A 10,730-nucleotide genomic window follows, 5' to 3' on the forward strand; every position below is an offset into this window, starting at 1 on the left:
CTGCGGCGACGTCGACGACACCGGCGGCGGTGTCGGAGGCGAGCGAGTCCTGGGCCCGGATCAGCCGGCGCAGCTCGCGCTCCTGCTCACCGGCGAGCTCCCCAGCTCAGCAGCATCACCGCCCAGCTCGCGTCCACGCCGTTGGACCAAGGAGAGAACCTGCAGCACGCCGTCGTGCACGGCGCGCGCCAGCCGCGCGCGCTCTGCGGCAACCGCCGAGGCTCGTTCGGCGGCCTCACGTTCGGCCGCCATCGTCTGCAGCGATCCGCACAGGTAGCCCACGATCGTTCCGCTGAGGACCAGCAGGAAGGCGTTGGCATAGTCGGACTGGCGCAGCTCCTGGCGCGGCGCCAGGTCAGCGACGGCAAGGATCAGGCCCGCAGCGAGACCGCCGGACCACCGGAAGCGGACCGACCACGCCAGCAGCGCTCCGACGACCCACGAACCGGGGATCGTCGCCCGGAACCCCTCACCCTTCACCAGCGGGGTGACCAGGATGAGCCCCACGGCCAGTGCAAGGTCGAAGACCAGGAGCAGCGCGGTGCGGCGCTCGGGCCGGCTGTACGCCAGGTAGGCGACACCCGTCCACACGATCATCAGCACGACACACGCCACGGCTGCCACCGGATGCTGGAAGTTGTCGCGGCGGTAGATGTTCAGCCCGACGGCGTTGAGCAGGACGACGACCCGCAAGATGGCAAGCGCAGCGAAGAGCCGGTTCTCGGTGGCGACGGCCGCCGGGGACTGCGATGCACTCACACGAGGCAGTCTCCCACCTCGGAACGGCTGCATCGGTGCATCAGGCCCGGAAGCGCGGTCGATGCGCCAGCCAGGTGGCCAGCACGATCACGAGTCCGAATAGTCCCAGCGAGATCGGCAGGATGTAGCCGAGCACCTCCAGGCCGTCGCTCCAGCCGCTGTCGGCATAACGGTTGACGCAGACCGTCATCGCCCAGGTCTGACCAGCCACCAGACCGACCGTCGCGACCAGTCCCGCCAGCACGTGCTTGCGGGTCGCCAGGAAGACCAGCACCAGCAACGGGTAGACGAGCAGCGTGATCCCGCTGTCCAGGAACTCGGTGTCGTAGTCGGTGTCGGTCAGTCGGGTGACGCCAGACGCTGCGGCCAAGGCCCAGGCTCCGACGCCGAACGACCCAGCCGTGGTCAGCAGCGCCCAGAAGGCACCCGCACGCCGTCGATCGGCCTGGCTGTCCGTATGGCGCTGGCTGCCGTGGATCCCGACCCTGTGACTCGTTGTCGTGTTCATATGATCAGCCTGTCGCCGGTGACACCTCCACGTCATGAGCCCGGGTACTCATGTTTCTAGCGAAAGGAAGCAGCCGACAAGGGTCTTGCAGCACCATGAGCTCCGCGCGCCAGATGTTCTTTCCTCCACGCCCCGTCGGGCTGCTCAAGACGACCGGTGAGAGGTCATCCCACCGGAGCGGCATACCGCGCAAGCATCGTGGCGACCGCCTCGTCGACGGCCGCAGCGACCGCCTCCTCAGTCGGGCTCCAGTCGATCAGAAGCATGCGCGGCCAGAACGCGAAGTCGGCGATCATCGCCAAGAACTGAGTCGCAGCCGTCGTCGTATCGGCAATGGATGCGACCCCGGCGTCGCGCTCGGCTTCCAGATAGCTGCGCACGGAGTCGAAGAATGGTTCCTTGCCCAGGGTGAACTGAGTGCGCCCCAGCTCGGGGAACCGCGGCGCTTCCGCGATGACGATCCGAAACAACGAGACCATGTCGGGGCGGGTCAAGATCTGCACGTAGCGCGTGCCGAGGGCACGCAGCCCGGAGGCCAGGTCGCCGGTGGGCGGCTCCAACATTCCGGCGTCGTCGATCTGCCAGAACTCACCCACCATCGCGTCAAACAGCTCGGCCTTCGTCGGGAACTGCTTGAACAGCGTCGCGCGAGAGACCCCAGCAGCATCGGCGATCTTGGCCAGAGACGTGCGGTCGTACCCCGCCTCAAGGAACAGGCCTGTCGCCGCCGCAAGGATTGACCGCCGCTTCTCTTGCGCCACCTGCTGGTGATACTCGCTGAGCTTCTCGGTCATGCAAACAGTATGCCATACGTCACGAGGTGAGCCACTTGACTCACGACGCTGAGAGATCTAGCCTCGATGGTGAGGCGAGTGACACGACTCGCCACCTGATTGAAGGGTTTCCTCACTATGTTCGACAACTCCATCGTCCTGATCAGTGGCGCCATCGGCGGCATGGGATCCAGTCACGCAAGGGCGTTCCACGCGGCCGGCGCCCGCGTCGTCCTCGGCGATGTGCGCGACTCAGACGGGCAGGCTCTGGCAGCCGACCTCGGCGAGCGCGCACTGTTCGTCCATCTCGACGTCACCAGCGAGGAGTCCTGGCGCTCCGCCATCCAGAAGGCCGAGACCACCTTCGGCCCTATCACGATCCTCATCAACAACGCCGGCGTCCAGCACGCGCCCGGACTCGTCACCGAAACCGACCTCGCGACCTGGGAGCGGAACGCTCGCCATCAATGTCACTGGCCAGTTCCTGGGTATCAAGCACACTGTTCCCTCGATCCGCCGTGGCGGTGGCGGAGCGATCGTCAACATTGGTTCGACGACCGGACTGGGCGCGACGGGCTACTACGCGCCTTACGCAGCCAGCAAGTGGGCCGTGCGCGGACTCACCCAGACCGCAGCAGCCGAGCTCGGACAGCACGACATTCGCGTCAACTGCGTCCACCCAGGCGTGGTCGCCACTCCCTTCACCACCGAGCCTGCCGCTCCCGGCGCCCCGGTCCTGGCCGAGGTCTTCTCCCCCGAGCCCTACGCCATCGCGCGCCTCGCGCAGCCCGAGGACGTCACGCGCACCGTCGTTTTCCTCGCCTCCGACGATGCCGCCTTCACAACAGGCGCCGAGTATGTCGTCGACGGCGGACTCACCCTCGGCCCGGCAGTCCGATCCTGATGGGCACGATTGCCGTCCTCGGGGCTGGCAGTGGCACCGGCCGCCACGTCGCGGAGCAGGCTCTGGCAGGCGGGCACAACGTGACGGCGATCGTCAGGGATGCGCACCGCACAGCAGCCGCGCGTCCCTGCCTCGAGGTCCGCCAGCTCGACATTGCCAACTCTGGTCTCGACGAGATGAGGGGCGCCCTCCTCGGTGCAAGCGCCGTCGTATTCGCTGCGGCCGGCGATCTCCGCAGAGTCGACCATCTGGGAGTCGTGCTGGCGACGCACGCGGCAGAGGACCTCGGCATCGAGCGCTTCGTGCTCTTGTCCGCCAAAGGCGCCGGGGTCGCCCGGCCGAACATCCTGCGTGGAGGGTTCTGGGACGACTACTTCGCCGCGAAGGAAGCTGCAGAGGCAAAGCTCCAGCAGTCAGGACTCGCCTGGACGATCATCAAGCCCGGCGAGCTGACCGACGAACCCGCCTGCGGTCGGATCGCACTCGGCGAGGAGATCCGGTCGACCGAGAGCATCTCCCGGGCAGACGTCGCGGCCACGATCCTGACAGCACTCGACCACCCAGGCAGCGTCAAGCGGAAATGGGAGCTCGTGGGCGGGAACGCCTCGATCTCCGAAGCTGTGCGCGACGCCACCCGTCTCGCGGTCCGCCGCGAAAAGGCCTGAGAAGACCTGGTACGGCAAAGCCCGCCCATCAGGTCAATCGCTCGACCTGGACTCCTTCGCCTGCCAGGCTCCGTCGGGCCGTACGGAGCCAAGGATGCGGTGGCTGATCTCCCGAAGCTGCCTTGCCTGCGCCGAGGTCAGCGAGTCGAACACGAGGTGCCGCACGTTGTCGACATGCCCCGGTGTCGCCTGCTGCGCTCGCTGCAAGCCCTCGTCTGTCAGCGTGGCAAGTGTGTAGCGGCCGTCGGCCGGATCCGGTCGCCGCTGCACCCACGCCTTCTTCTCCAAGCGAGCCACAGCCCGAGACAGACGCGAGAGGGAGCTGTTGGAGTAGTGGGCGAGCGTGCTCATGCGCAGGGTGCCCTCAGTGGCGCCCGAGAGAGCGAAGAGGATTCCGTACTCGAAGTGCGTAAGGCCGGAGTCCCGGACGAGCTGCGCGTCCAATGCAGACGGTAACCACTCGAGGACTGTCGCGACCGCAGACCAGGTCTGCAGCTCGTCGTCATCGAACGGGCGTGGCGCTGAGCTCTGGGGCATGAGTCGATCCTACTTGATGACTTGACTAGTCAAGTCATCAAGCCACAGAATGACTTGACTGGGAAAGTCAATTCATCATCGATAGGAAGAACAGCACAGCATGGATATGCAGCTTGAAGGAAAGACCGCGTTCGTGAGCGGCTCGACGCAGGGAATCGGCTACGCGATCGCGGAGGCGCTCGCGCGAGAGGGTGCATCCGTCATCGTCAACGGGCGAGACAAGACACGTCTGGCCGAGGCCGTGGCGCGCCTTGAAGACGCTGTTTCCGGAGCACAAGTGCGCGGCCTCGCGGCAGACTTCGCCGACGCGGAGCAGGTCGATCTGCTCAGCGACGACCTCGGCGCCGTCGACATACTCGTCAACAACGTTGGGCTCTTCGGCCTCGCAGCGTTCGACGAGACCGACGACGCCGAGTGGCAGCGATACTTCGACGTCAACGTCATGAGCGGGGTCCGCCTCTGTCGCCGAGTCCTCGCCGAAATGCTTGCCAAGAAGCAAGGCCGCATCATTTTCGTCAGCAGCGAGTCCGGTGTGAACGTTCCGCCAGACATGGTCCACTACGGCGTGACCAAGGCGGCCATGATCGCGCTTGGCAACGGCCTCGCCAAGCTGACGCGGGGCACCGACGTCACAGTCAACACGATCCTGGGCGGACCCACCTATTCCGATGGTGTCGCTGGCACGATCGAGGCGATTGCGCGGAGCCAATCGATGGCCGTCGAGGATCTCAAGACCGCCATCATCGGCGGCAACCAGACATCACTGCTGGAGCGGTTCATCGACCCCCAGGAGATCGCGCACCTCGCGGTCTACCTCGCGAGCCCCTTGTCCTCAGCAACCAACGGCGCTGCGCTCAGAGCGGATGGCGGCGTGTTGACAACGATGCTCTGACTCCCGGATCCACCAACATCCGTCACGAAGTACCACTGGGTACTGACGCGCTGGGAGACCAGCTCCCAGACACTGTCAGGGCTCCGCAACGTGAGCCGCTCCTGCGCCGAGATCGCGACGAGCTCTCTCCGCCACCTGGTCGCCGCGCGGTCCCGAACAGCTCCCGGACCGCGCGGCTGTTGTCCCGAGGGTTGTCTCGAGGCAGCGCGCACGCATGCTCGACGCCTCTGCGATACTCGTTTCGGACGTAGGGCAATTCGCCTGAGGCAGCTTCTCTGGATTCTTGTCCCCATGTCCGGGGCCTTTAGCTCAATTGGCAGAGCAGCGGACTTTTAATCCGCGGGTTGTGGGTTCGAGTCCCACAGGGCCCACCATTCGACTCAGGTAGGCGCAGGCTGGCTGGGCAGCCCCGTCGACTCAGACAGAGCTGCCCAGGCGCGCGGCTCTCAGCCGAAGGACTCCACAGCGTCCTTCGTCACGTGCACCGAGGCACCGAACTCGGCGATCCGGGCGTTGTCCCAGCCGAGACCGTCCCACACCTGCACCACCAGATAGGCACCGGACGGCTGCTCCACGAACAGGGTGCGCGTGTCCCCCGTCCCCTTCATGTGAGCGATGACGCCTGGTCGGTTCCCGACTCGTACGTCATCCAGCTGCACCCCGCTCGGCACCCCGGTGTCGCTCTGCGTCATGACGGCGATCGTGCCCTCGAGGCTGGTCGAACCTTCGGTCGTGCCCTGATCGGCAGATCCCACAGGGGCGAGGATCAGCGCGCCTGCCGTGCTCGCGCGAACCTCCCAGCCTGCCGGCACCTTGTCGAGAACGAAGCCCTCGGGCTGTGCCCCGGTGTACGCGACCAGCGCCACCTCGGTCACCCCACCTTGCGGGGCGGACGCCACGCTCGGAGCAGGCACCGTGGGTGATCCGCTGGTGCCCACGACGACGAACGTCCCGAGAGCAGCGGCCGCGACCAGCCCGCTGCCCGCGCTGAGGCGACTCGTCCGGCGACGTCGCAACGCCCGGCGGGCGCGGACCAGATCAGCGTCGACGTCCATGACAGTCGTGGTGGTTTCGGCCGCATCGGCGGCTTCGTGCAGCAAGGTACGGATATCGGACATCAGATGCTCCTGTGGAGGTGGGAGGTCGGCACGACGGCCGGCCGGGGGGTGGGGTGGGTCTCGAGGACGTCGCGCAGCCGGTCGAGCGCGCGAGCGGTCTGGCTCTTGACGGTGCCCTGCGAACAGCTCAAGGCGTCTGCGGTCTCGGCGACGCTCAAGTCGTGGAAGTACCGGTAGACCACAGCCGCCCGCATCCGGGGAGGCAGGTCTCTCAGAGCCGCGTGCAAGGCATCGATCTTCGCCGATGCGCTCTCCGGCTCCGCCAAGGTCATCTCAGGGATGGACGACTGGACCCGCTCCCTCCGTCGCCACGGTCGACGGTGCTCGTCGACCAAGGAGTTGACGAGCGCCCGGCGGGCATAGCCGGCCGGGTTCTTCGCCTTCTTGAACAGCGGCCACGCGAGGTACAGCCGAGTCAGCGTCGACTGCACGACGTCCTCGGCCAGGTGCCGGTCCCCCGCAGCCAGGAGCGTCGCCGTCCTGACGAGCGCGGCCCGATGGTCGACCACGTACGACCGGAACTCCTCGTCCCTCGCCGATCTCATGTGCATTCCTTTGATCTCATGCCCCTTAGACGGATACCGACCCCGCCGAGGTTGCACGCCCACCTGAACAGCGGAGATACCCTGCGGATGCGGGCAAAGTCACGCATCGTTCACATGACGCTCTCAGGTCTACCTCGTATTCTGTAAGTTCTGCCGGTTGTCACCGGCGTTCCCGAAGCAGGAGAAGATCTTGAGCAGTCCCGAACTTCCGACGACCCACAAGCGTCGTCGCAAGCCCCGTCGCGTGTGGCGTGGCATCGGGATCTCCGCAGGCATCTTCGTCCTCGTGCTCGCCATTGCAGGCGGCGCGATCTACGCCAAGTTCAACGGCAACATCGAAGACGCGCCGCTCGGTGAGTCGATCGTCGAGGACGACACCCCCAAGGGTGCCATGAACATCTTGTTCATCGGTTCGGACTCACGCGACCTCAAGACCTCGGAGTACGGCAAGGGCACCGGCAGCCAGCGCAGCGACGCCCTCATGCTGGTGCACTTCAGCAAGGGCAACACCCGCATCGACGCAGTGCAGATCCCGCGCGACACCAAGACCGAGCTCCCGGCCTGCGAAGACACCGGCAGCGGAGCGTTCGCGGGCGGCCCGGGCCTGATGATCAACTCCGCTCTTGACGGCGGACCGGCCTGTTCCGTGCGGGCCGTCGAGGCACTCAGCAACGTGCGCATCGACCACTTCGTCCAGCTCGACTTCGAGGGCTTCGCGTCGATGGTCAACGCACTGGGCGGCATCGACGTGTGCCTCAACGAGGCCATGGTCGACCCCCTCGCCAAGCTCGACCTGCCCGCTGGCAAGCAGCACCTCAACGGCAAGAACTCCCTCGCGCTGGCCCGCACCCGCCATGCGGTCGGCGACGGCAGCGACATCGGTCGCCTCGGCCACCAGCAGGTCGTCATGTCGTCGATCATCAGCAGGGCCCGCAGCACCGACGTGCTGGTGCGTCCCGACCGGCTGTTCAAGTTCCTCAACGCCCTGACGTCGTCGATCACCGTCGACGAAGAGATCTCGTCGATCTCCAAGCTGACCGGCCTCGCCAAGCGCGCCAAGTCGGTCGACGACAAGAACATCCGCTTCATCACGATGCCCAACGGTGCTGCGCCCGGCGATCCCAACCGGGTCGTCAAGACACCTGACGCCGACACGATCTTCGCCGCGATCGCGAAGGACAAGAAGGTGCCGGTCAAGAGCAGCGACGCGACCACCAAGGTCGAGCCGACCGCACCGGTCAAGATCTTGAACGCCGCACGCACACCAGGCCTCGCCACCACGGCGCAGGCCGCGCTCGCCGAGCTCGACTACACCGTGACCGGGCTCGAAGACTCTCAGAAGCCGTCCGCGACGACCCGCATCTTCGTCGACTCGACGCCCGAGGCGCTCGCGACGGCCAAGAAGCTCAACAAGAACTTCGGCTTCAAGGCCGAGATCATCGAGCAGCCCACCGGCATGACCGGCGTGTGGCTGATCCTCGGCGCCGACCGGATCGAAGCCGGGATCACCGCCGTGACGCCCAAGCCGGTCACCGCCACGACCCGCACCGCCAGCGACTCCCTCTGCGCGTGAACACCACGATGCCCGAGTTCGGCGACGTCTCGACCGGTTCCGACGTGTTCAGCGTCTCGGCGCAGCGCATCGTCGACTACCTCAACGCCCACACCCCGCTTACCGACTGGTCGGTCTCACGCGTCGCCGGCGGGGAGCAGGTTCACGTGCACGTCCACCCCGGCGCCTTCATCAACGTCGGCACCCGTGTCCCGTGGCCGAGGACGTTCTGCAACCGCATGATGCTCGGCGCGGCACGCGTCGTCGCCGACTCGTTGGCAGACCCGGACTATGCCGATCTGCCCGATGCCGTCGCCGTACGCTCCTACGCCGGCTCACCCATCACCGATGACGACGGCACCGTCTTCGGCACCCTGTGCGGGGTCGGCAGCGAGCCTCTGGGCCGCGCCGACGAGGTCGACACCGACCTGGTCCAGCTGATGAGCGAGCTGCTGTCGTCCCAGCTGGCGATGGCGCGGGCCGCCGACCGCGGACGTCGGGCCGCCGAGATCGCCGAGGCCCTGGCACACACCGACCTGCTCACCGGCCTGGTCAACCGCCGCGGCTGGGACCTGCTGGTCAACGACGCCCAGCAGCGCGTCGACTCCTACGGCGACCTGGTCGCGATCGGCGTGATCGACCTCGACGGGCTCAAGACCGTCAACGACACCGAAGGCCACCAGGCCGGCGACGGCTGCTGGCCCGGGCAGGTGCGGCACTGTCGGCCGTCGAGCTTGCCCATCAACCGCATCGCCCGCTACGGCGGCGACGAGTTCGCGATCCTGGCCAACAACATCGCGGTGGCCGACCTGGCCGAGCACTTCGGCCGGTTCGTCGACTCCCTCGCCGAGCACGGCATCCAGGCCTCGCTGGGCTACGCGCCGACCGGCCCCGACCGCACCCTCGTCGACGCCTTCGCTGCGGCCGACGCCGAGATGTACACGGTCAAGCAGGTCCGCAAGCGCGGCTAGCGCCGACTCAGCACCCGGTCGACCAGCACGACGGCCAGCGCGCCCAGCACCCAGCACGCTGCTGCGACGAATGCGAGCTGGAAGCCGCTGAGCTGGGCCGCGACGGCGGTCTCTCGTCCAGCTTCGACGATGCTGTCGATGTGCGCCAGCACGATGGTCGACACGACCGCGAGTCCCAGCGCTCCGCCGGCCTCCTGGCTGGTGCTGACCAGTCCGGCGGCGACACCGAACTCCTGTTCGTCGACGTCGTCGAGCGCCATGATCTGCACCGGGACGAACGTCAGCCCCAGGCCGACCCCGACGATGACGAACGCCGGCAGCACCTCCGCGGCGTACGCTGCGTCGAGCCCCAGCCGGGACAGCATCAGCAGTCCCGTCGCCGTGACCACGAGACCCGACACGAGCACGACCCGCGGCGAGAACCGGGTCACCAGGACCGAGGCGACTCCGGCTGCCGCCGCCACGGACGACGCCAGAGGGACGTAGGCGACGCCGGTGCGCATCGGCGTCCAGCCCAGAACCTGCTGCATGTAGAGGCTCGCGAAGAAGAACAGCGTGACGACGGCGCCCATGACCGCGATCGAGACGATGTTCGCGGTCCGCAGCGTGCGACGGGCGAAGATGCTCATCGGCAGCAACGGCGAGTGCGTCCGCAGCTCGATCCGGACGAAGCCGATCAGCAGCGCTCCGGCGAGGAGCAGGCCACCGATAGTTCGTGGCGAGTCCCAGCCCAGCTCGACGGCCTGGTCGAGGGTGTGGATCAGCAGCAGAAGCCCCGCCGTGAGCACGACAGCACCGGCAACGTCGAACCGGCGCCGCGCCGGCTCACGACTCTCGGGCAAGACGAACGGCGCAAGCGCGACGGCCGCCAGCCCGATCGGCACGTTGACCCAGAAGATCCAGCGCCAGCCGACGCCGTCGGTCAGGACGCCGCCGAACAGCACTCCGCACACCGACGCGATGCCCGTCAACGATCCCCAGATGCCGAGGGCCTTGTTACGAGCCGGACCGGGCTCGAAGGCATCCATCAGGATGCTCAGCGCCGCCGGCGTCACCAGTGCTGCGCCGAGTCCTTGTGCGCCACGGGCGGCGATCAGCACCGCTGGATCGGTCGCGAGACCGGCGAGCAGGGACGTTCCAGCGAACACCGTCAGGCCGATTTGCAGCACCCGGCGGCGACCGAAGACGTCGGCGAGCCGTCCACCGAGCAGCAGGAACCCACCCAGCACCGTGCCGTACGCCGTGACGACGTAGGGCAGGTCACCGGCAGCCATCCCGAGGCTCTCCTGGATCGACGGCAGCGCGACGTTCACGATCGAGATGTCGAGGTAGACCATGAACTGGGCCACGCACAGCAGGGCCAGCAGCAGACCCTGACGTCGTGGGGAGGTCCGTGAGGACGCGGTGGAGGTGAGTGTCATGCGGCCACCGTGCCCGCCCCGACTTGGCTCCCTCTGTGACCTGACTGGAGCCCACCCCGCTCCCCTGCCCCACCAGATGTCGGCG

At 67.2% G+C, this 10,730-nt stretch carries 12 protein-coding genes, 1 tRNA gene and 1 pseudogene; 7 read left to right on the plus strand and 7 right to left on the minus strand.

Translation table 11 applies throughout. The features are described 5' to 3' along the window. Nucleotides 1–60: 60 nt before the first annotated feature. The 3 genes from ACHMWU_RS08875 to ACHMWU_RS08885 form a co-directional block, all read right to left on the minus strand. Nucleotides 61–759: a DUF5931 domain-containing protein gene (locus tag ACHMWU_RS08875; RefSeq protein ID WP_396042864.1), complete on the minus strand. Its 699-nt coding sequence runs from the start codon at nucleotides 757–759 to the stop codon at nucleotides 61–63. Between the two features lie 40 nt (nucleotides 760–799). Beyond that, on the minus strand, nucleotides 800–1,267 hold the full coding sequence (locus ACHMWU_RS08880) for a hypothetical protein (RefSeq protein ID WP_396042866.1): 468 nt from the start codon (nucleotides 1,265–1,267) through the stop codon (nucleotides 800–802). Nucleotides 1,268–1,431: 164 nt separating this feature from the next. Beyond that, nucleotides 1,432–2,061 carry a TetR/AcrR family transcriptional regulator gene (locus tag ACHMWU_RS08885; RefSeq protein WP_396042868.1) on the minus strand — a complete coding sequence of 210 codons (630 nt, stop codon included), beginning with the start codon at nucleotides 2,059–2,061 and terminating at the stop codon, nucleotides 1,432–1,434. Nucleotides 2,062–2,223: 162 nt separating this feature from the next. Here ACHMWU_RS08885 and ACHMWU_RS08890 point away from each other — a divergent pair. The 3 genes and pseudogenes from ACHMWU_RS08890 to ACHMWU_RS08900 form a co-directional block, all read left to right on the plus strand. Further along, nucleotides 2,224–2,433: pseudogene (locus tag ACHMWU_RS08890) on the plus strand (SDR family oxidoreductase); the annotation flags it as partial. Nucleotides 2,434–2,551: 118 nt separating this feature from the next. Continuing rightward, on the plus strand, nucleotides 2,552–2,944 hold the full coding sequence (locus ACHMWU_RS08895) for an SDR family NAD(P)-dependent oxidoreductase (RefSeq protein ID WP_396043049.1): 393 nt from the start codon (nucleotides 2,552–2,554) through the stop codon (nucleotides 2,942–2,944). Then, the gene (locus ACHMWU_RS08900; protein WP_396043051.1) at nucleotides 2,944–3,609 is read left to right on the plus strand and encodes an NAD(P)-binding oxidoreductase; all 666 of its coding nucleotides are present in this window, start codon (nucleotides 2,944–2,946) and stop codon (nucleotides 3,607–3,609) included. Before ACHMWU_RS08895 ends, ACHMWU_RS08900 begins: the two co-directional genes overlap by 1 nt. A gap of 33 nt (nucleotides 3,610–3,642) precedes the next feature. Here the strand turns inward: ACHMWU_RS08900 and ACHMWU_RS08905 are convergent, their stop codons facing one another. Further along, nucleotides 3,643–4,146: a MarR family winged helix-turn-helix transcriptional regulator gene (locus tag ACHMWU_RS08905; protein ID WP_396042870.1), complete on the minus strand. Its 504-nt coding sequence runs from the start codon at nucleotides 4,144–4,146 to the stop codon at nucleotides 3,643–3,645. A gap of 133 nt (nucleotides 4,147–4,279) precedes the next feature. Here ACHMWU_RS08905 and ACHMWU_RS08910 point away from each other — a divergent pair, with 133 nt between their 5' ends. Beyond that, nucleotides 4,280–5,038, plus strand: coding sequence for an SDR family NAD(P)-dependent oxidoreductase (locus ACHMWU_RS08910; RefSeq protein WP_396042873.1), 759 nt, complete (start codon nucleotides 4,280–4,282; stop codon nucleotides 5,036–5,038). A gap of 298 nt (nucleotides 5,039–5,336) precedes the next feature. Beyond that, nucleotides 5,337–5,412 (plus strand) — tRNA-Lys (locus tag ACHMWU_RS08915). 72 nt (nucleotides 5,413–5,484) lie between these two features. On the opposite strand, the gene ACHMWU_RS08920 is transcribed toward ACHMWU_RS08915, so the two are convergent. Both ACHMWU_RS08920 and ACHMWU_RS08925 read right to left on the minus strand, forming a co-directional pair. Continuing rightward, nucleotides 5,485–6,156 carry a hypothetical protein gene (locus ACHMWU_RS08920; protein WP_396042875.1) on the minus strand — a complete coding sequence of 224 codons (672 nt, stop codon included), beginning with the start codon at nucleotides 6,154–6,156 and terminating at the stop codon, nucleotides 5,485–5,487. Continuing rightward, nucleotides 6,156–6,701: a SigE family RNA polymerase sigma factor gene (locus ACHMWU_RS08925; protein WP_396042878.1), complete on the minus strand. Its 546-nt coding sequence runs from the start codon at nucleotides 6,699–6,701 to the stop codon at nucleotides 6,156–6,158. Before ACHMWU_RS08925 ends, ACHMWU_RS08920 begins: the two co-directional genes overlap by 1 nt. 190 nt (nucleotides 6,702–6,891) lie before the next feature. Here ACHMWU_RS08925 and ACHMWU_RS08930 point away from each other — a divergent pair, with 190 nt between their 5' ends. After that, nucleotides 6,892–8,274 (plus strand): LCP family protein, encoded by a 1,383-nt coding sequence (locus ACHMWU_RS08930; RefSeq protein ID WP_396042881.1) that lies wholly within the window; start codon nucleotides 6,892–6,894, stop codon nucleotides 8,272–8,274. 8 nt (nucleotides 8,275–8,282) lie between these two features. Then, nucleotides 8,283–9,224, plus strand: coding sequence for a diguanylate cyclase (locus ACHMWU_RS08935; RefSeq protein WP_396042883.1), 942 nt, complete (start codon nucleotides 8,283–8,285; stop codon nucleotides 9,222–9,224). On the opposite strand, the gene ACHMWU_RS08940 is transcribed toward ACHMWU_RS08935, so the two are convergent. Next, nucleotides 9,221–10,645: an MFS transporter gene (locus ACHMWU_RS08940; protein WP_396042885.1), complete on the minus strand. Its 1,425-nt coding sequence runs from the start codon at nucleotides 10,643–10,645 to the stop codon at nucleotides 9,221–9,223. The genes ACHMWU_RS08935 and ACHMWU_RS08940 overlap by 4 nt on opposite strands. Nucleotides 10,646–10,730: the final 85 nt, after the last annotated feature.

The organism is Aeromicrobium sp. UC242_57, from assembly GCF_044452305.1.
Taxonomy (GTDB): domain Bacteria; phylum Actinomycetota; class Actinomycetes; order Propionibacteriales; family Nocardioidaceae; genus Aeromicrobium.

Bases quoted from the DNA above. Each gene is read 5' to 3' on its own strand.
- ACHMWU_RS08880 (WP_396042866.1), bottom strand. From the start codon at position 1,267: ATGAACACGACAACGAGTCACAGGGTCGGGATCCACGGCAGCCAGCGC.
- ACHMWU_RS08885 (WP_396042868.1), bottom strand. From the start codon at position 2,061: ATGACCGAGAAGCTCAGCGAGTATCACCAGCAGGTGGCGCAAGAGAAG.
- ACHMWU_RS08900 (WP_396043051.1), top strand. From the start codon at position 2,944: ATGGGCACGATTGCCGTCCTCGGGGCTGGCAGTGGCACCGGCCGCCAC.
- ACHMWU_RS08905 (WP_396042870.1), bottom strand. From the start codon at position 4,146: ATGCCCCAGAGCTCAGCGCCACGCCCGTTCGATGACGACGAGCTGCAG.
- ACHMWU_RS08920 (WP_396042875.1), bottom strand. From the start codon at position 6,156: ATGTCCGATATCCGTACCTTGCTGCACGAAGCCGCCGATGCGGCCGAA.
- ACHMWU_RS08925 (WP_396042878.1), bottom strand. From the start codon at position 6,701: ATGAGATCGGCGAGGGACGAGGAGTTCCGGTCGTACGTGGTCGACCAT.
- ACHMWU_RS08935 (WP_396042883.1), top strand. From the start codon at position 8,283: ATGCCCGAGTTCGGCGACGTCTCGACCGGTTCCGACGTGTTCAGCGTC.
- ACHMWU_RS08940 (WP_396042885.1), bottom strand. From the start codon at position 10,645: ATGACACTCACCTCCACCGCGTCCTCACGGACCTCCCCACGACGTCAG.